Here is an 18,815-nt window from a genome sequence, read left to right on the forward strand (position 1 = left end):
TCAGTTCCATACGGAACTGGTCTTTTTTGTGTTTTTGAGAGGTTTGACACCATATAAATGTGGAAATAATATTCTTAGTTGAGCGATTATCTTGAAAAATCGACCGAAAAAATTTATAGTAAGATTAAAGTCAAATATAGTCAAAGTCAATGGAGGAGGAGGCGGAGTGGCACAAAATATTTCTGATATCATCGAGCAGTATTTGAAAGAAGTCTTGGATCAGAATGGTCGAGAAATATTAGAAATTAAGCGCAATGAAATTGCAGATAAGTTTCAATGCGTACCTTCACAAATTAACTATGTTATCAATACACGCTTTACGAGCGAGAGAGGCTATATCGTTGAAAGTAAGCGTGGCGGCGGTGGCTATATCCGCATCATTAAAGTCAAAATGAATGATGAAGTCGACTTATTGAACAATATTATTTCCCAAATATATCATCGTTTATCACAGGCTGCCTCTGATCATATCATCATGCGTCTTGTCGAAAATAACATTTTATCTGAAAGAGAAGCAAAGATGATGATCAGTGTCATGGACCGTTCTGTTTTGCACATTGATTTACCTGAACGGGATGAATTACGGGCTCGGATGATGAAAGCGATGTTAAATGCTTTGAAATTAAAGTAAAGCGGGTGAAAAGATTGATTTGTCAAGAATGCAATGAGAGACCAGCCACTTTTCACTTTACGAAAGTTATAAATGGAGAAAAACAGGAAATGCACATATGTGAACAATGTGCAAAAGAAAACAGTGATTCATATGCTATGAGTGGAAACCAAGGTTTCTCGATTCACAACCTATTATCAGGCTTACTGAATATTGATCCTAGCTTTACCACAAGTGCGAATAAGGGATCATCCATTTTTCAAGAAGCGAGAGAAGTGGATCAATGTCCTAAATGTGGCTTAACCTTTCAACAATTCAGAAAAACAGGCCGTTTTGGCTGTGCAGAATGCTATCGTTCATTTGATCAGTATCTAAACCCTGTTTTACGGAAAGTCCATAGTGGAAATACAGTCCATCATGGAAAAGTGCCTAAACGGATTGCCGGCAGTCTTCATGTGCGCCGGAAACTTGAGTTGATGCAGCAAGAGCTAAAGCAGTTAATTGAACAAGAAGAGTTTGAAAAAGCAGCGGAAGTTCGAGATCAAATTCGTGCATTAGAGCATGAGCAATCTCAGCAGAGGGAGGGAGATTAACAACATGTCGCTCCAGCATTTTATTCAAGACGCTTTAAGTCAATGGATGAAACAAAAAGGACCAGAAAGTGACATTGTTCTAAGCAGTCGAATCAGGCTAGCGCGCAATCTAGAGCATGTTCGTTTCCCAACTCAGTTTTCTCAGGAAGAGGCTGAAGCTGTTCTCCAGCAATTCGAGCAAAAGTTTGCTAGCCAGGAAGTGAAGGACATCGGAAACTTTGTTCTGATTCGAATGAATGAAACACAGCCTTTAGCAAAGAGGGTACTTGTTGAAAAGCATTTGATCAGCCCAAACTTAGCAGAATCAAGATTTGGCGGTTGTTTGCTTTCTGAAAATGAAGAAATCAGTGTGATGCTGAATGAAGAAGACCATATTCGGATCCAATGCTTATTTCCAGGATTCCAACTAGCCAATGCACTGAAAGCAGCTAACCAGATAGATGACTGGATTGAAGAGCAAGTGGATTATGCGTTTTCTGAAAAGCGAGGATACTTAACAAGCTGTCCAACGAATGTAGGTACAGGTATTAGGGCTTCGGTCATGATGCATTTACCAGCTTTAGCCCTCACAAGACAAATGAATCGGATTATTCCGGCGATTAATCAATTAGGTCTTGTAGTCAGAGGAATTTATGGTGAAGGCAGCGAAGCAATAGGGAACATCTTTCAAATTTCAAATCAAATGACACTTGGTCAATCAGAAGAAGACATTGTAGATGATTTAAATAGTGTGACCGCTCAGCTCATTGAACAAGAGCGATCTGCACGAAAAGCGTTATATCAAACATCTAAAATTGAACTTGAGGACAGAGTGTACCGTTCGTTAGGGATTTTGTCCAATTGTCGTATGATTGAATCAAAGGAAACAGCAAAGTGTTTGTCAGATGTGCGCCTTGGAATTGATTTAGGTATCATTAAGGGGCTTTCAAGTAATATACTGAATGAACTCATGATTTTGACACAGCCTGGCTTTCTTCAACAATATTCAGGAGGAGCTCTGGAGCCAAATGAACGAGATATAAAACGAGCAGCGATTATTAGAGAAAGGCTGCGTTTAGAAATGCATAGGAATGGACAGGAGGATGAAACGATATGATGTTTGGAAGATTCACTGAAAGAGCTCAAAAGGTATTAGCACTTGCACAAGAAGAAGCCATTCGCCTAGGCCATAAGAACATTGGTACTGAACACATTTTACTTGGTCTAGTTCGTGAGGGTGAGGGCATCGCCGCAAAAGCGTTAGAAGCACTGGGCCTTGTTTCAGATAAAATCCAAAAAGAAGTCGAAAGCTTGATTGGAAGAGGGCAAGAGGTGTCTCAAGCTATTCCTCATTATACGCCTAGAGCGAAGAAGGTCACTGAGCTTTCAATGGATGAAGCAAGAAAGCTAGGTCATTCCTATGTAGGGACAGAACATATTCTATTAGGTCTTATTCGCGAGGGAGAGGGTGTAGCTGCCCGCGTGTTAAATAACCTCGGAGTGAGCTTAAATAAAGCACGTCAGCAAGTCCTACAGCTGCTTGGCAGCAATGAAACAGGTGCATCTGCCGCTGGCTCTAACAGCAATGCAAATACACCAACATTAGATAGCTTGGCAAGAGATTTAACAGCGATTGCGAAAGAAGATAGCTTGGACCCTGTCATTGGACGAAGCAAAGAAATTCAGCGTGTCATCGAGGTTCTAAGCAGAAGAACAAAGAATAACCCTGTGCTGATTGGTGAGCCTGGTGTTGGTAAAACAGCCATTGCTGAAGGTCTGGCACAGCAAATTATTCATAATGAAGTGCCTGAAATCCTGCGCGATAAACGAGTGATGACGCTTGATATGGGAACTGTTGTAGCGGGAACGAAATATCGTGGTGAATTTGAGGATCGCTTGAAAAAAGTCATGGACGAAATTCGTCAGGCAGGAAATATCATTCTCTTCATTGATGAGCTTCATACATTGATTGGTGCTGGTGGAGCAGAGGGTGCGATTGACGCATCTAATATTCTCAAACCATCCTTAGCACGTGGAGAGCTTCAATGTATTGGGGCGACAACGTTAGATGAGTACCGTAAATATATTGAAAAGGATGCTGCGCTTGAACGACGTTTCCAGCCAATTCAAGTAGATCAGCCATCTGTTGATGAAAGTATTCAAATTTTAAGAGGACTTAGAGATCGTTATGAGGCACATCACCGTGTGTCCATTACAGATGAAGCGATTGAGGCGGCGGTGAAGTTATCTGACCGTTATATATCTGATCGTTTCCTTCCAGATAAGGCGATTGATTTAATTGATGAGGCAGGGTCGAAAGTCCGCTTACGTTCTTTCACAACACCGCCTAACCTAAAAGAACTAGAGCAAAAGCTAGATGAAGTACGCAAGGAAAAGGATGCGGCTGTTCAAAGTCAGGAATTTGAAAAAGCAGCTTCTCTTCGCGATACAGAGCAGCGTTTGCGTGAAAAAGTAGAAGTCACAAAGAAATCTTGGAAAGAAAAGCAAGGTCAGGAGAATTCAGAGGTATCAGTGGATGATATCGCAATGGTTGTCTCTAGCTGGACGGGAGTGCCTGTTTCAAAAATTGCCCAAACCGAAACAGATAAGCTTCTAAATATGGAACAATTACTCCATTCTCGTGTAATTGGGCAGGATGAAGCAGTTGTCGCTGTAGCAAAAGCTGTGAGACGTGCGCGTGCTGGCTTAAAAGATCCAAAACGTCCAATCGGCTCATTTATCTTCTTAGGCCCAACAGGAGTTGGTAAAACGGAGCTTGCAAGAGCACTCGCAGAGTCTATTTTCGGTGATGAAGAAGCGATGATTCGTATCGATATGTCTGAATACATGGAAAAACACTCTACATCTAGACTTGTTGGGTCACCTCCAGGCTATGTTGGCTATGAAGAAGGCGGACAACTGACTGAAAAAGTGAGAAGAAAACCTTATTCTGTTGTGCTTTTAGATGAGATTGAAAAGGCGCATCCAGATGTATTCAACATCTTACTGCAAGTGTTAGAGGATGGTCGTCTGACTGATTCTAAAGGGCGTACTGTTGACTTTAGAAACACGATTTTAATCATGACATCCAACGTTGGAGCTAGTGAACTGAAGCGAAATAAATATGTTGGCTTTAATGTGCAGGATGAAGGTCAAAATTACAAGGATATGAAAGGCAAAGTGATGGGCGAGTTGAAACGTGCGTTTAGACCAGAATTCATCAACCGTATTGATGAAATCATTGTCTTCCATTCTCTTGAAAAGAAACATCTAAAAGAGATCGTGTCTCTCATGTCTGATCAATTGACGAAACGATTAAAAGAACAAGACCTTTCAATCGAATTGACAGAAGCAGCAAAAGCGAAGATTGCCGACGAAGGTGTAGACCTTGAGTACGGTGCGCGTCCGTTAAGAAGAGCGATTCAAAAGCATGTGGAAGATCGACTTTCTGAGGAGCTTCTGAAGGGCAATATTGAAAAAGGTCAACAAATCGTATTAGATGTGGAAGATGGAGAAATTGTCGTAAAAACGACGGCTGCTACGAACTAATATAGTAAGAAAAAAGTGTGAGGCATACCAGTCAGGTGTATGCCTCCCTTTACTTATTTCTGACCAGTATAAGGAGTTGTATTCTTCAATCTATGGCTAAGACAAAATCAAAATTTATATGCCAATCGTGCGGTTATGAGTCAGCCAAATGGATGGGGAAATGTCCAGGCTGCGGCACGTGGAACAGTATGACAGAAGAGGTCGTTCGCAAAGAGCCGGCAAACCGTCGAAGTGCTTTTAATCATTCTGTTCAAACCATTCAAAAACCTTCACCTATATCTGCAATTGAAACATCTGATGAACCCCGAATCAAAACGAATTTAGAAGAATTTAACCGAGTATTAGGAAGTGGAATTGTCAAAGGCTCTCTTGTTCTCATTGGCGGAGATCCTGGGATTGGGAAGTCCACATTATTATTACAAGTATCAGCACAGCTCTCAGACAAAAATCAGAATGTATTATACATATCTGGTGAGGAGTCCATTAAACAAACGAAGCTAAGAGCGGACCGCCTTGGCATAAAAAGCACCTCTTTACATGTTTTGGCTGAAACCGATATGGAGTATATAACGTCTGCTATACAAGAGATGAAACCCGCTTTTGTCGTGGTGGATTCGATTCAAACCGTTTATCAAAGCGATATTACGTCAGCTCCTGGGTCTGTATCTCAAGTGAGAGAATGTACAGCACAGCTGATGAAAATTGCCAAGACAAATGGGATTCCAATATTTATCGTTGGTCACGTGACCAAAGAAGGCTCGATCGCAGGTCCACGCCTTTTAGAGCATATGGTGGACACGGTTCTTTATTTTGAAGGCGAGCGTCATCATACGTTTCGTATCTTGCGTGCGGTGAAAAACCGATTTGGTTCAACGAATGAACTAGGGATTTTTGAAATGAGAGAGGAAGGGCTCACGGAAGTATTAAACCCATCCGAAATTTTCTTAGAAGAACGTTCGGCAGGTGTATCTGGTTCGTGTGTTGTTGCCTCAATGGAAGGAACAAGACCTGTTCTTGTCGAGATACAAGCATTAATTTCACCGACAAGCTTTGGGAATCCGCGCAGAATGGCCACTGGTCTTGATCATAATCGAGTGTCACTGCTCATGGCGGTTTTAGAAAAACGTGTCGGACTGCTGCTGCAAAATCAAGATGCGTATTTAAAGGTTGCAGGCGGTGTGAAGCTTGACGAACCGGCGATTGACTTGGCCATTGCGGTCAGTATTGCATCAAGCTTTAAAGACGCAGCGCCGCATCAAGCGGATTGTTTTATAGGAGAGGTCGGTCTGACGGGAGAAGTCAGAAGAGTATCAAGAATTGAACAGCGTGTGCAGGAAGCTGCGAAACTTGGATTTAAGCGAATGTTTATTCCTCAGGCGAATATAGATGGATGGAAAAAGCCGAGAGGGATTGAGTTAGTCGGTGTAGAAAATGTAGCGGAGGCACTTCGAATTTCACTAGGGGGATCATAGAAATGGAAAAAGAGAAAAAAGGAGCGAAAGAACTCGATCTCTTAGATATCGTACAGTTTGTGGCACCAGGGACACCTCTTCGGGCTGGGATTGAAAATGTCCTGAGGGCAAATACTGGCGGGCTTATTGTTGTTGGTTATAACGACAAAGTAAAGAGTGTTGTAGATGGAGGGTTTCATATTAACTCTGCCTTCTCTCCAGCACATTTATATGAATTGGCTAAGATGGATGGGGCCATTATTTTAAGCGATTCTGGTCAAAAGATCTTGTATGCGAATACACAGCTCATGCCAGATGCAACGATCCATTCATCGGAAACGGGCATGAGGCACCGTACAGCTGAACGTGTAGCGAAGCAGACAGGCTGCTTAATCATTGCGATATCTGAACGGAGGAACGTCATTACCTTATACCAAGGGAATCGTCGTTATACGCTGAAAGATATTGGCTTTATTTTAACGAAGGCCAACCAAGCGATACAAACACTTGAGAAATATAAAACCATTTTAGATCACGCCATTTCTACGCTAAGCGCCCTAGAATTTGAAGAGCTTGTGACCTTTGGTGATGTATTATCCGTGCTCCATCGTTACGAGATGGTGCTCAGAATCAAAAATGAAATCAATATGTATATCAAAGAGCTCGGAACAGAAGGGCATTTGATCCGTCTGCAAGTCAATGAATTGATTACAGATATGGAGCAGGAAGCGGCTTTATTTATTAAAGATTATGTGAAAGAAAAGATTAAAGATCCATATGTTCTGCTTAAGCAGCTCCAAGATATGTCGAGCTTTGAGCTTTTAGATGATTCCATTCTGTACAAGTTACTTGGCTATCCAGTTTCTACAAATATTGACGAATATGTGTACACAAGAGGTTACAGACTGCTTCACAAAATCCCTAGACTGCCTATGCCAATCGTCGAAAACGTGGTTGAAGCGTTCGGTGTGTTAGATCGAATTATGGAAGCGGATGTACAAGATTTGGATGAAGTAGAAGGAATTGGAGAAGTAAGAGCGAAAAAGATAAAAAAAGGATTAAAAAGGCTGCAAGAAAAACATTATATCGACCGACAGCTGTAAGAAGAGAAATTTTTCTTAAACACGGTTAAAAATGGATGAATATGGGTATATTAATGATGCTTTTGTTTTCTATTGATTATGATAGGAAACTTAAACATATATCAATGTCAGGTGAGGGTGGATTGACAGATGAAAAATAAAGGAGGTGAAGGTATGTTAAAAAGAATCGTTCAGGCGTTTTTTATCATTTTTGGTGCAGTTGTAGGGATTTTTATCATTCCAGAGTTATTTCTGCTGTTAAATGTAAAGGACATACCTTTCATAACAAATGCTTACTCTTCAGCACTAATAGGAGCCGCTGTGTTCTTTATCATCGGCAAATGGTGCACAGGCTATGTGGTTAATTGGGTGAAATGGATCGAGGATTCTCTATTAAAGGCGCCTCTTCCTGATCTTATTTCTGGAAGTTTCGGATTAGTATTTGGACTTATTCTAGCATATCTTATTGTAAACGTGATCCCGCTAAACAATATCCCATATCATATTTTTGGTACCATTATTCCGATTTTCCTGGCTTTCTTTTTAGGATACCTTGGATTTCAGGTAGGCTTTAAGAAGAAGGATGAAATGATGGGGCTGTTCTCCCGATCTGCAAAGGTCACCAAGAAAAAAGGAGCAGCCGATGATGAACCTGAAATAGAAGATAAAAAGCTGAAAATTTTAGACACAAGTGTTATCATTGATGGAAGAATCGCAGATATTTGTCAAACTGGATTCTTAGAAGGTGTCATGGTCATTCCTCAATTTGTGCTCGAGGAATTACAGCATATTGCAGACTCTTCTGATGTATTAAAGAGAAATAGAGGTCGAAGAGGTCTTGATATTTTAAATCGTATTCAAAAAGAATTAGATATCAAAGTTGAAATTTACGAAGGTGACTTTGAAGACATTCAAGAGGTTGATAGCAAGCTTGTGAAGCTCGCTAAATTAACTTCAGGTGTTGTTGTGACAAATGATTTTAATTTAAATAAAGTATGCGAACTTCAAAAAGTAGCAGTGTTAAACATCAATGATCTAGCCAATGCGGTGAAACCGGTTGTGCTGCCTGGGGAAGAAATGAAGGTACAGGTCATTAAAGATGGGAAAGAGCATAACCAAGGTGTTGCTTACTTAGATGACGGTACGATGATTGTGGTCGAAGAAGGACGCAATTACATTGGAAAAGACATCGATGTGCTCGTCACAAGTGTGCTGCAGACTGCTGCTGGAAGAATGATTTTTGCGAAGCCAAAACTTCTGGAGAAGGCGCTCTAAAGGGAGAACGAACATGTATTATGAAGTAGTTATTCCGGCTGCGGGGCAGGGGAAACGAATGAAGGCCGGCCGCAATAAGCTTTTTATTGAGCTGAAAAGAATGCCGGTTATTATTCATACACTAAAGGTGTTTGACGCTCATGCTCAATGCAAACGCATGATCCTAGCGATCAATGAAGAGGAGCGTCAAGACTTTGAAAGGCTACTCAAGGTACACGCTTTTCAAACGCCTGTTTCACTTGTCACTGGCGGCGAAGAACGTCAGCAAAGTGTATACGAAGGATTAAAGGCTGTGAAAGATGCGGACATCGTGCTTGTTCATGATGGGGCAAGGCCTTTTATTAAGCATACACAGATTGACTTGCTCGTTAAAGCAGCGATTGAAAAAGGCTCCGCAGTTGTAGCGGTACCAGTGAAAGACACAATCAAACGCGTTCAAGAAGGCAAAGTGGAACAAACCATTGAACGTCAGAGCTTGTGGGCAGTCCAGACCCCACAAGCTTTTCGTCATTCTATTTTAAAAGAGGCGCATGAATATGCAGAGCGGACCGGTTTCCTTGGAACAGACGACGCCAGTCTTGTGGAACAATTACATGGTGAAAACGTGTATATTGTCCAAGGAGATTACACCAATATTAAGCTGACGACACCGGATGATTTATTGGTTGCCAAGGCAATTATGGATGCGGAAAGAGGGTACTAGATCATGTTGAGAATAGGACAAGGCTTTGATGTACATCAATTAACAGAGGGAAGACCTTTGATTATTGGCGGGGTCACCATCCCTTATGAAAAGGGGCTGCTTGGGCATTCAGACGCTGATGTACTGCTTCACACAGTGGCAGATGCCTGCCTAGGTGCGATTGCTGAAGGAGATATCGGCAGACATTTCCCAGACACAGATCCTGAGTTTAAGGATGCGGATTCTTTTAAATTACTGCAACATGTGTGGGCACTAGTAAAGGAAAAAGGCTACACACTTGTGAATATTGATTGCACCATCATGGCGCAAAAGCCCAAAATGGCACCTTACATTCAACCGATGTGTGAGAAGATTGCAGAAGCGCTTGAGGCAGATGTCACACAGGTGAATGTGAAAGCAACAACGACAGAGAAACTCGGATTTACAGGAAGAGGCGAAGGAATTGCCTCTCAGGCAACTGTGCTTCTTCAGAAAAAGTAAAACTCATTTTGATGAGAATGGGATTTGATGATAAAATACGTTTATAAAAAATTGGTGTCAGACAACATGATGCAGATGAAAGGAAGTTAAACTCATGGGAAATGAAGTGCGTGTTCGTTATGCACCGAGTCCAACTGGTCATTTACATATTGGGAATGCTAGAACGGCTCTTTTCAACTATTTGTTCGCACGCAGTCAAGGCGGCAAATTTATTATTCGAATCGAAGATACGGATCAAAAGCGTAATGTAGAGGGCGGAGAAGAAAGCCAGCTTCGCCACCTGCAATGGCTCGGTATTGATTGGGATGAGAGCATTGATAAAGATGGCGGCTACGGCCCTTACAGACAATCAGAGCGTAATGATATTTATAAAAAGTATTATGATGAGCTGCTAGAGAAGGACTTGGCGTATAAGTGCTATTGTACGGCTGAAGAGCTAGAGGAAGAGCGTGAAGCACAAATCGCCCGCAGTGAAATGCCTCGATATTCTGGTAAATGCAGTCATTTATCAAAAGAAGAAGAGGACAAGCTGATTGCTGAAGGAAGAGAGCCAAGCATCCGCTTCCGAGTGCCAAAAGGAGAAATTATCAAATTTGACGACATGGTCAAAGGCGATATTTCATTTGAGACAGACGGCATCGGTGACTTTGTCATTGTGAAGAAAGATGGTACGCCAACTTATAACTTCGCTGTAGCAGTGGATGATTATTTGATGAAAATGACTCACATTCTCCGCGGAGAGGATCACATTTCGAATACGCCTAAACAAATTATGATCTTCAATGCATTCGGCTGGGATGTTCCGCTATTCGGACATATGACGCTGATTGTGAACGAGAACCGCAAGAAATTAAGCAAGCGTGATGAATCCATTATTCAATTCATCGAGCAATATAAAAACTTGGGCTATTTACCAGAAGCCCTATTCAACTTCATTGCACTACTTGGATGGTCTCCAGTGGGCGAAGAAGAACTGTTTACAAAAGAGCAATTCATCGACATTTTCGATGTAAACCGACTTTCTAAGTCACCAGCTCTATTCGATATGCATAAACTAAAATGGGTGAATAACCAATACGTGAAGGCACTTGATCTTGATCAGGTTGTTGCGTTAACGCTTCCGCATCTTCAAAAGGCAGGCAAGGTAAGCGAGCAGCTGTCAGACGAAGAAAACACGTGGGTACGCAAGCTGATTGCTCTGTATCACGAACAATTAAGCTATGGAGCAGAAATTGTTGAGTTAACAGAGTTGTTCTTTAAGGAGCAAATTGAGTATAATCAAGAGGCAAAGGAAGTTCTAGCAGAGGAGCAAGTACCAGAAGTCATGGCATCTTTTGCTGGTCAGCTTGAACGACTTGAATCTTTCACACCTGATGAAATCAAGGCTGCTATTAAAGCAGTACAAAAAGAAACAGGGCATAAAGGCAAGAAACTATTCATGCCAATTCGTGTGGCTGTCACAGGACAAACGCATGGCCCAGAACTTCCGCAAAGTATTGAACTACTAGGTAAAGAAACGGTATTAAACCGCATTAAACAAATATAAGGAAATCGTTGCGAGGGAGAAGTACAATGTTTTCGTCCATCACAGAAAGAGTCTTCACCGGCTGAAAGAGACTTATGGGCAGACGTTGGAAATGCACCCTCAAGACCCTTGAGGAACACGAGTACGTTAGTATGCAAGGGCGGTACCCTCCGTTATGGGATTAAGTTGAGAAGGCTGCGAAATGAGGGCTTTCTAAACAGAGTGGAACCGCGTTTTCAAAACGTCTCTGTCATATGGCAGAGGCGTTTTTTATTTGTCCAAAAAAGAGAGCAAGTCCGAAGAGAGATTGATGGGGAAGAACGGGGGGAGCATGTGTTTTTCAAAATGCTGAAAGAAGATATTGATACTGTGTTTGATCAAGATCCTGCTGCTAGAAGCTATATTGAAGTAGTGCTAACCTATTCAGGGCTTCATGCGATTTGGGCTCATCGTATCGCGCATGCATTTTATAAGCGGAAGCTGTACTTTCTTGCGCGGATCATTTCTCAGGTCAGCCGGTTTTTCACAGGGGTTGAAATTCACCCTGCGGCAACCATTGGCAGGCGCTTCTTCATTGACCACGGTATGGGAGTGGTGATTGGGGAAACATGTGAAATTGGAGACAACGTCACTGTTTTCCAAGGCGTGACATTAGGGGGAACAGGGAAAGAAAAGGGAAAGCGGCACCCGACCATTTTAGACGATGCGCTCATTGCGACAGGTGCAAAGGTGCTTGGTTCCATTACAGTCGGAAAAGGAGCCAAGATTGGAGCGGGGTCGGTCGTGTTAAAGGACGTACCCGACCATTCTACTGTTGTCGGTATACCTGGGCGAGTCGTCGTTCAAAATGGTAAGAAAATCAATCGTGATCTCAATCATCAAGATTTGCCAGATCCAATTTCCGATCGTTTCAAAGAATTGGAACGAGAAATGGAAAAGCTAAAAGGTGAGCTAGCTTCATTGAGCAGAAAGGAAGAACAATCATGACAATCAATATTTATAATACATTGACACGTAAGAAGGAAGAATTCGTCCCGCTTGAGCCAGGAAAGGTCAAGATGTATGTGTGCGGACCAACCGTTTATAACTACATTCATATCGGGAATGCAAGGCCTGCTATTGTTTATGACACTGTACGTAAGTATTTAGAATACAGCGGCTATGATGTGAACTTTGTCTCAAACTTTACAGATGTGGATGATAAGCTCATCAAAGCAGCCAATGAACTCGGGGAAGATGTCCCGACGATTGCTGACCGCTTTATTCAAGCCTACTTTGAAGACGTCAGTGCACTAGGCTGCAAAAAAGCTGACCTTCACCCGCGAGTGACGGAAAATATGGATGATATCATTGCATTTATTGCGACATTGATTGAAAAGGGCTACGCCTATGAAGCGGATGGCGACGTGTATTACAGCACACGCTCATTTGAAGGCTACGGAAAGCTTTCTCACCAGTCGATTGATGAACTGAAGACAGGTGCCCGTATTCGTGTAGGTGAGAAGAAACGAGATGCGCTGGACTTTGCTTTATGGAAGGCTGCAAAGGATCAAGAAATCTCATGGGATAGCCCGTGGGGCGAAGGACGACCAGGCTGGCACATCGAATGCTCGGCCATGGTTAAAAAATATTTAGGTGATACGATCGACATTCATGCTGGCGGACAGGATTTAACCTTCCCTCACCATGAAAATGAAATCGCTCAATCTGAGGCTTTGACAGGGAAACCTTTTGCAAAGTATTGGATGCATAACGGATATATTAATATTGAGAACGAAAAAATGTCAAAATCACTAGGCAACTTTGTGCTTGTGCATGACATTGTGAAAGAACAAGATCCTGACGTGCTTCGCTTCTTTATGTTGTCGGTTCACTACCGTCATCCAATTAACTACTCAATGGATTTACTAGAGAGTACAAAGAGTGCGTTTAACCGGCTCAAAACGTCGTATGCCAATTTACATCATCGCCTCGAGAGCAGCACGAATATCACAGAAGACAATGCTGAATGGCTGGCGAAGGTTGAAGAGCAGCGAGCGACATTTATTTCTGAAATGAATGATGACTTCAATACGGCAAATGCGATCTCTGTTTTATTCGAACTTGCGAAACAGGCGAATTATTATATGGAAAATGATCATACTTCGGAGGAAGTGATCAAGGCATTTATCGGCTTGTTCCAAGAAATCACGTCTGTTCTTGGCTTTTCATTAGAAGAAAAGCATACGCTCGATGAAGAAGTAGAAGCGTTAATTGAAAAACGCAATGAGGCTAGAAGAAATCGTGATTTTGCGCTATCTGATCAAATTCGTGACCAGTTAAAGAGCATGAATATTGTATTGGAGGACACTCCTCAAGGTACTCGCTGGAAAAGAGGAGAATAGGTCATGTTGAATTTTGAAAAGCTGAAAGACGGTAAACAGTTAAACGGACTTGCGCTTGCTTACATGGGTGATGCCATTTTTGAAGTCTATGTGAGGCATCACCTCCTCCAAACGGGGGCGACAAAACCAAATGAGCTGCACAAACGAGCAAGCAAAATTGTTTCAGCTAAATCTCAGGCAGCCATTTTATTTACGCTACAGCAGCAAGGCTTTTTCACTGAAGCAGAAGAAGCGGTGCTGAAAAGAGGAAGAAATGCAAAATCAGGCACAGTGCCTAAAAACACAGACGTTCAAACGTATCGTTATAGTACGGCGTTTGAAGCGCTCATGGGTTATTTATTTATTGAAAAGCAGGACGAACGCTTAGAAGAGCTGATTAGTCAGGCGATTGAAATCGGAACGTCAGGGAGGAAGACAAATGAGTCAGCAACATGATTATGTGATTGGGAAAAATGCAGTGATTGAAACACTGAAGTCAGATCGGGAGTTATACAAGCTCTGGATGGCAGAAAACACTGTAAAAGGACAAGCCCAGCAGGTCATTGAACTCGCAAAAAAACAAAATATCACCATTCAGTATGTTCCGAGGAAAAAGCTTGATCAAATGGTAACAGGTCAGCACCAGGGAATCGTTGCACAAGTAGCAGCATATGAATATGCAGAATTGGACGATCTATATCAAATCGCTGAACAGCGGAATGAACAGCCATTTTTTCTTATCTTAGATGAAATTGAAGACCCGCATAATTTAGGTTCCATTATGCGTACAGCAGATGCTGTAGGTGCACACGGGATTGTGATTCCGAAAAGGAGAGCGGTCGGCTTAACGACAACCGTTGCCAAAGCATCCACTGGGGCAATTGAACATATTCCTGTTGCCAAAGTCACCAACCTTTCAAGAGCTCTTGATGAGATGAAAGAAAGAGGAATCTGGGTTGCGGGAACAGATGCGTCTGCCAAACAGGATTACAGACAATTTGATGGCACGATGCCGCTTGCTCTCGTGATTGGCAGTGAAGGAAAAGGGATTGGCCGATTGATCAAAGAAAAGTGTGATTTTCTGATTAAGCTGCCTATGGCCGGAAAGGTCACTTCGTTAAACGCGTCAGTTGCCGCTAGTCTATTGATGTATGAAGTGTATCGAAAACGTTATCCGTTAGGAGAATAGAGATGGACATCCTCTTAGTCGATGGATACAACATGATAGGTGCTTGGCCACGGCTGCAGCACTTAAAGGAAAACAGCTTTGAAGAAGCCAGAGACATACTGATTCAAAATTTAGCAGAATATCAAGCATACACAGGGTATCGAGTCATTGTCGTATTCGATGCCCATATGGTCAAAGGAATCGAAAAAAAGCGGATCAATCACCGAGTAGAGGTCATCTTTACGAGAGAGAATGAAACAGCTGATGAGCGGATTGAAAAGCTTGCCCAGGATTTGAATAATATTCGGACGCAGATTCATGTGGCGACCTCAGACTTTACAGAACAATGGGCAATCTTTGGACAAGGAGCTCTTCGAAAGTCGGCTCGAGAGCTTTTAAGAGAGATTGAAGTGATCGAACGAAAGATTGAAACGAGAGTCAAAAAGATTACTTCTGATAAACCAGCATCTAAGATTGAATTGTCAGAAGATGTATTGAAAACGTTTGAAAAATGGCGGCGTGGGAATCTAGAATAGCTTGACGATATTTCAACCATTAATGTATAATATTTCTATCTAGGTGCGGTCGGGGGGATCGAAGTGAATCTAAACAACAGCAAGGATAAATCCATCAGAGAGCAATTTTGCCAGTTGGAAGATGAACAAGTCATTGAAAGGGTTCATGTCGGAGATAGTGATGCGCTAGATTACTTAATAACGAAATACCGCAATTTTGTACGTGCAAAAGCAAGATCTTATTTCTTGATTGGAGCGGATCGAGAGGACATTGTTCAAGAGGGGATGATCGGACTTTATAAGTCTATCCGCGATTTCAGAGAGGACAAGCTTACTTCATTTAAGGCTTTTGCAGAATTATGTATTACCCGCCAAATTATCACCGCAATTAAAACAGCTACTCGCCAAAAACATATCCCGTTAAATTCCTATGTATCATTAGATAAGCCAATATATGATGAAGAATCAGACAGAACATTATTGGACGTCATTTCCGGTGCTAAAGCGCTTAACCCAGAAGATTTAATCATTAGCAAAGAAGAATTTGATGATATCGAAATGAAGATGGGTGAACTACTAAGCGAGCTGGAAAGAAAGGTTCTTGTGCTTTACCTTGATGGCAGATCCTATCAAGAGATTTCTGAAGATTTAAACCGTCATGTGAAATCAATTGATAACGCACTCCAAAGAGTAAAGAGAAAATTAGAGAAATATTTAGAGCTTCGCGAGATTAGTCTCTAATCAAACCTATATTGACAGCTTTTTCGACACTGTGATAAGGTACTAAGGAAATGATGTCGAGAAAATAGGTGTAAATATGAGGAAAAATATTACTCTAGCCTGTAAAGACTGCGGAAGCCGCAATTATACGACAATGAAAAGTGATGCTTCAGCAGCTGAAAGATTAGAAGTTAAGAAATATTGCAAGACTTGTAATTCACATAAAACACATTTAGAAACGAAGTAAGATTTGCGTTCTTTAATCTGTGGAGGTCTTTTACAATGCGTATTATCAGTTTCTTAAAAAGTGTCGGGAAAGAAATGAAGAAGGTCAGCTGGCCAAAGAAAAACGAAATGATTCGTTACACAATCACTGTTATTTTAACAGTCGTATTCTTTGCAATCTTTTTCTCTTTTCTTGATATAGGAATCTCACAATTAATCGAATTAATTCATTAATACTTGAATAATGGTCTGCTGAACGTGCTATAATAGATCATAATATGACTTGCCAAAAAACCCGTTTTACGGGTTTTTTCAATTGCTTGAAAATATTTACCGGTACTCGAGATTCGTCAAATAGACATTACGAAATGTGGGGAGGGAAGGACTAAATAGTCCTGAACGAAATGGAAAAGAATTGGTATGTTGTGCATACGTACTCTGGCTATGAAAACAAAGTAAAAGCGAACTTGGAAAAGCGTGTTGAATCAATGGGCATGCAAGATAAGATCTTCCGCGTTGTTGTACCAGAAGAAGAAGAAACAGATATTAAAAATGGTAAGAAAAAAGTTGTCAAAAAGAAAGTATTCCCTGGCTATGTCCTAGTGGAAATCGTGATGACTGACGACTCTTGGTATGTTGTTCGTAATACACCAGGTGTCACAGGATTCGTTGGATCAGCTGGATCAGGCTCAAAGCCGACAGCGCTTTTGCCAGGCGAAGCTGAAACCATTCTGAAGAGAATGGGTCTTGAAGAACGCAAAACAGAAATCGACTTTGAATTGAAAGAAACAGTCAAGGTCATCGACGGACCATTTGCGAACTTCACAGGCTCTATCGAAGAGATTGATTACGATAAAAGCAAAGTCAAAGTATTCGTTAATATGTTTGGTAGAGAAACACCCGTGGAACTTGAGTTCACGCAGATCGATAAATTGTAATTCAAAAGAGCTTGAAATGAGTGTATAGAAGTGGTAATATAGCAAAGGTACGTCTTGAGTTCGCTCAAGATCGCTAGCTAGTTATTTCGTCATTCATATAAAGAATGAAGTTGTTGAGTGGGAGGGGGATTCCCCTATTACCACATCACGGACTTTAAGGAGGTGTGTCTCGTGGCTAAAAAAGTAGTTAAAGTTGTTAAATTGCAAATTCCTGCTGGAAAAGCTAACCCAGCTCCACCAGTTGGACCTGCACTAGGTCAAGCCGGTGTTAATATCATGGGATTCTGTAAGGAGTTTAATGCTCGTACAGCTGACCAAGCTGGTCTTATCATTCCTGTTGAAATTTCGGTTTTTGAAGACCGTTCATTTACATTTATTACTAAAACTCCACCTGCTGCAGTTTTACTTAAAAAAGCAGCTGGTATTGAGTCTGGTTCTGGTGAACCTAACCGTAATAAAGTGGCAACTGTTAAGCGTGATAAAGTACGCGAAATCGCGGAAACAAAAATGCCTGACTTAAACGCTGCTAGCGTTGAATCAGCTATGCGCATGGTTGAAGGTACTGCACGCAGTATGGGTATTGTCATCGAAGATTAATTTATTGTCTTGTTGGGTTGCGAGTTTGGTTTTGACAAGTTCGCAACCCTTATTCGTGGGAGGTTATTCCGCTAAAACCACATAAGGAGGATTTTTATAATGGCTAAAAAAGGTAAAAAGTATGTAGAAGCTGCTAAGCTAATCGAACGTACTAAAGCGTATGATGTAGCTGAAGCTGTTTCTCTTACAAAAAAAGCAAATACAGCGAAATTTGATGCGACTGTAGAAGTTGCTTTTCGTTTGGGCGTAGACCCTCGTAAAAACGACCAACAAATCCGCGGTGCAGTTGTACTTCCTAACGGAACTGGTAAAACTCAACGCGTTCTTGTGTTCGCTAAAGGCGAAAAAGCAAAAGAAGCAGAAGCTGCTGGAGCAGACTACGTTGGAGATTCTGATTACATCACTAAAATCCAACAAGGCTGGTTCGATTTCGATGTAATCGTTGCAACACCTGACATGATGGGTGAAGTTGGTAAGATCGGTCGTGTACTTGGACCAAAAGGTCTTATGCCAAACCCTAAAACAGGAACTGTTACATTCGAAGTAGAAAAAGCAATCAATGAAATCAAAGCTGGTAAAGTAGAATACCGCGTTGATAAAGCTGGTAACATCCACGCGCCAATCGGAAAGGTTTCTTTCGAGGACGAAAAGCTTGTTGAGAACTTTGCAACAATCTATGACACAATCCTTAAAGCAAAACCTGCAGCGGCTAAAGGTGTATACGTGAAAAACGTTTCTGTTACATCTACTATGGGCCCTGGTGTGAAAGTGGATCCATCTTCTTTCTCTGCAAAATAAATCTTGACTTATCACAATCATTTTGATAATATCAAAATGTTGTAAAATAGAATATGTCCATTTATACCGTAGACAGCAGGGGCCTTATGGCTTAATTAACCCGCCGAGGTGTATATGTCACAGTCTTACGTTAACGTATGCTTGTATATACAGCCTCCATGTCTTAATGGAGGCTTTTTATATGGAGAACCGTTCGTTAGGAACGTGATGGCCTGATCGGTATAAGTGTTACACAAACAATGTA

The 18,815-nt window shown here is 41.6% G+C and carries 21 protein-coding genes and 2 other annotated features; all 21 genes read left to right on the plus strand.

Annotation, left to right across the window (positions count from 1 at the left end):
- Positions 1-166 precede the first annotated feature (166 nt).
- The 21 genes from MHB79_RS00570 (at position 167) to rplA (ending at position 18,571) form a co-directional block, all read left to right on the plus strand.
- Positions 167-631, plus strand: coding sequence for a CtsR family transcriptional regulator (locus MHB79_RS00570; protein ID WP_003217184.1), 465 nt, complete (start codon positions 167-169; stop codon positions 629-631).
- Between the two features lie 14 nt (positions 632-645).
- Positions 646-1,203: a UvrB/UvrC motif-containing protein gene (locus MHB79_RS00575; RefSeq protein ID WP_034620770.1), complete on the plus strand. Its 558-nt coding sequence runs from the start codon at positions 646-648 to the stop codon at positions 1,201-1,203.
- Positions 1,204-1,207: 4 nt separating this feature from the next.
- Positions 1,208-2,299, plus strand: a complete 1,092-nt coding sequence (locus MHB79_RS00580) for a protein arginine kinase (protein ID WP_003217181.1) — start codon at positions 1,208-1,210, stop codon at positions 2,297-2,299.
- Positions 2,296-4,731 carry an ATP-dependent protease ATP-binding subunit ClpC gene (clpC, locus tag MHB79_RS00585; protein ID WP_003216969.1) on the plus strand — a complete coding sequence of 812 codons (2,436 nt, stop codon included), beginning with the start codon at positions 2,296-2,298 and terminating at the stop codon, positions 4,729-4,731. The genes MHB79_RS00580 and clpC overlap by 4 nt, the downstream gene beginning before the upstream one ends.
- Before the next feature lie 92 nt (positions 4,732-4,823).
- Positions 4,824-6,203 (plus strand): DNA repair protein RadA, encoded by a 1,380-nt coding sequence (gene radA / locus MHB79_RS00590; RefSeq protein WP_034620767.1) that lies wholly within the window; start codon positions 4,824-4,826, stop codon positions 6,201-6,203.
- A gap of 2 nt (positions 6,204-6,205) precedes the next feature.
- Entirely contained in the window at positions 6,206-7,285 is a 1,080-nt protein-coding gene (gene disA, locus MHB79_RS00595) for a DNA integrity scanning diadenylate cyclase DisA (protein ID WP_050945822.1), read from the plus strand.
- 153 nt (positions 7,286-7,438) lie between these two features.
- The gene (locus MHB79_RS00600; protein ID WP_003217214.1) at positions 7,439-8,539 is read left to right on the plus strand and encodes a PIN/TRAM domain-containing protein; all 1,101 of its coding nucleotides are present in this window, start codon (positions 7,439-7,441) and stop codon (positions 8,537-8,539) included.
- Between the two features lie 13 nt (positions 8,540-8,552).
- Entirely contained in the window at positions 8,553-9,242 is a 690-nt protein-coding gene (ispD, locus tag MHB79_RS00605) for a 2-C-methyl-D-erythritol 4-phosphate cytidylyltransferase (RefSeq protein ID WP_003217158.1), read from the plus strand.
- Positions 9,243-9,245: 3 nt separating this feature from the next.
- Positions 9,246-9,722, plus strand: a complete 477-nt coding sequence (gene ispF / locus MHB79_RS00610) for a 2-C-methyl-D-erythritol 2,4-cyclodiphosphate synthase (protein WP_003216928.1) — start codon at positions 9,246-9,248, stop codon at positions 9,720-9,722.
- 94 nt (positions 9,723-9,816) lie between these two features.
- Complete coding sequence (gene gltX, locus MHB79_RS00615) at positions 9,817-11,268, plus strand: glutamate--tRNA ligase (protein WP_003217162.1); 1,452 nt, start codon at positions 9,817-9,819, stop codon at positions 11,266-11,268.
- Positions 11,268-11,499, plus strand: a binding site (T-box leader). (Overlaps the previous gene by 1 nt.)
- Positions 11,500-11,580: 81 nt before the next feature.
- Entirely contained in the window at positions 11,581-12,234 is a 654-nt protein-coding gene (gene cysE / locus MHB79_RS00620; protein ID WP_012008691.1) for a serine O-acetyltransferase, read from the plus strand.
- On the plus strand, positions 12,231-13,631 hold the full coding sequence (gene cysS / locus MHB79_RS00625) for a cysteine--tRNA ligase (protein ID WP_003217177.1): 1,401 nt from the start codon (positions 12,231-12,233) through the stop codon (positions 13,629-13,631). Before cysE ends, cysS begins: the two co-directional genes overlap by 4 nt.
- 3 nt (positions 13,632-13,634) lie before the next feature.
- Positions 13,635-14,066: a Mini-ribonuclease 3 gene (locus tag MHB79_RS00630; protein WP_003217007.1), complete on the plus strand. Its 432-nt coding sequence runs from the start codon at positions 13,635-13,637 to the stop codon at positions 14,064-14,066.
- Positions 14,050-14,799 carry a 23S rRNA (guanosine(2251)-2'-O)-methyltransferase RlmB gene (gene rlmB, locus MHB79_RS00635; protein WP_003217141.1) on the plus strand — a complete coding sequence of 250 codons (750 nt, stop codon included), beginning with the start codon at positions 14,050-14,052 and terminating at the stop codon, positions 14,797-14,799. Before MHB79_RS00630 ends, rlmB begins: the two co-directional genes overlap by 17 nt.
- A gap of 2 nt (positions 14,800-14,801) precedes the next feature.
- The gene (rae1, locus tag MHB79_RS00640) at positions 14,802-15,314 is read left to right on the plus strand and encodes a ribosome-dependent mRNA decay endonuclease Rae1/YacP (RefSeq protein ID WP_003216949.1); all 513 of its coding nucleotides are present in this window, start codon (positions 14,802-14,804) and stop codon (positions 15,312-15,314) included.
- Between the two features lie 63 nt (positions 15,315-15,377).
- Positions 15,378-16,034 carry an RNA polymerase sporulation sigma factor SigH gene (sigH, locus tag MHB79_RS00645; RefSeq protein ID WP_003217132.1) on the plus strand — a complete coding sequence of 219 codons (657 nt, stop codon included), beginning with the start codon at positions 15,378-15,380 and terminating at the stop codon, positions 16,032-16,034.
- A 76-nt stretch (positions 16,035-16,110) separates the two neighbouring features.
- On the plus strand, positions 16,111-16,260 hold the full coding sequence (gene rpmG, locus MHB79_RS00650; RefSeq protein WP_340988671.1) for a 50S ribosomal protein L33: 150 nt from the start codon (positions 16,111-16,113) through the stop codon (positions 16,258-16,260).
- Between the two features lie 35 nt (positions 16,261-16,295).
- Entirely contained in the window at positions 16,296-16,472 is a 177-nt protein-coding gene (gene secE, locus MHB79_RS00655) for a preprotein translocase subunit SecE (RefSeq protein ID WP_003216942.1), read from the plus strand.
- Positions 16,473-16,642: 170 nt separating this feature from the next.
- Positions 16,643-17,176 (plus strand): transcription termination/antitermination protein NusG, encoded by a 534-nt coding sequence (gene nusG, locus MHB79_RS00660; protein WP_003217197.1) that lies wholly within the window; start codon positions 16,643-16,645, stop codon positions 17,174-17,176.
- Between the two features lie 171 nt (positions 17,177-17,347).
- Positions 17,348-17,773, plus strand: coding sequence for a 50S ribosomal protein L11 (rplK, locus tag MHB79_RS00665; protein ID WP_003216956.1), 426 nt, complete (start codon positions 17,348-17,350; stop codon positions 17,771-17,773).
- A 99-nt stretch (positions 17,774-17,872) separates the two neighbouring features.
- Positions 17,873-18,571, plus strand: a complete 699-nt coding sequence (gene rplA / locus MHB79_RS00670) for a 50S ribosomal protein L1 (RefSeq protein ID WP_003217271.1) — start codon at positions 17,873-17,875, stop codon at positions 18,569-18,571.
- Positions 18,572-18,619: 48 nt separating this feature from the next.
- Positions 18,620-18,760: a sequence feature (ribosomal protein L10 leader region), on the plus strand.
- Positions 18,761-18,815: the final 55 nt, after the last annotated feature.

This window comes from Bacillus sp. FSL M7-0558, assembly GCF_038003245.1.
Lineage (GTDB): Bacteria > Bacillota > Bacilli > Bacillales > Bacillaceae > Bacillus > Bacillus pumilus.

Bases quoted from the DNA above. Each gene is read 5' to 3' on its own strand.
- MHB79_RS00580 (WP_003217181.1), top strand. From the start codon at position 1,208: ATGTCGCTCCAGCATTTTATTCAAGACGCTTTAAGTCAATGGATGAAA.
- clpC (WP_003216969.1), top strand. From the start codon at position 2,296: ATGATGTTTGGAAGATTCACTGAAAGAGCTCAAAAGGTATTAGCACTT.
- radA (WP_034620767.1), top strand. From the start codon at position 4,824: ATGGCTAAGACAAAATCAAAATTTATATGCCAATCGTGCGGTTATGAG.
- disA (WP_050945822.1), top strand. From the start codon at position 6,206: ATGGAAAAAGAGAAAAAAGGAGCGAAAGAACTCGATCTCTTAGATATC.
- MHB79_RS00600 (WP_003217214.1), top strand. From the start codon at position 7,439: ATGTTAAAAAGAATCGTTCAGGCGTTTTTTATCATTTTTGGTGCAGTT.
- ispD (WP_003217158.1), top strand. From the start codon at position 8,553: ATGTATTATGAAGTAGTTATTCCGGCTGCGGGGCAGGGGAAACGAATG.
- ispF (WP_003216928.1), top strand. From the start codon at position 9,246: ATGTTGAGAATAGGACAAGGCTTTGATGTACATCAATTAACAGAGGGA.
- gltX (WP_003217162.1), top strand. From the start codon at position 9,817: ATGGGAAATGAAGTGCGTGTTCGTTATGCACCGAGTCCAACTGGTCAT.
- cysS (WP_003217177.1), top strand. From the start codon at position 12,231: ATGACAATCAATATTTATAATACATTGACACGTAAGAAGGAAGAATTC.
- MHB79_RS00630 (WP_003217007.1), top strand. From the start codon at position 13,635: ATGTTGAATTTTGAAAAGCTGAAAGACGGTAAACAGTTAAACGGACTT.
- rlmB (WP_003217141.1), top strand. From the start codon at position 14,050: ATGAGTCAGCAACATGATTATGTGATTGGGAAAAATGCAGTGATTGAA.
- rae1 (WP_003216949.1), top strand. From the start codon at position 14,802: ATGGACATCCTCTTAGTCGATGGATACAACATGATAGGTGCTTGGCCA.
- rpmG (WP_340988671.1), top strand. From the start codon at position 16,111: ATGAGGAAAAATATTACTCTAGCCTGTAAAGACTGCGGAAGCCGCAAT.
- secE (WP_003216942.1), top strand. From the start codon at position 16,296: ATGCGTATTATCAGTTTCTTAAAAAGTGTCGGGAAAGAAATGAAGAAG.
- nusG (WP_003217197.1), top strand. From the start codon at position 16,643: ATGGAAAAGAATTGGTATGTTGTGCATACGTACTCTGGCTATGAAAAC.
- rplA (WP_003217271.1), top strand. From the start codon at position 17,873: ATGGCTAAAAAAGGTAAAAAGTATGTAGAAGCTGCTAAGCTAATCGAA.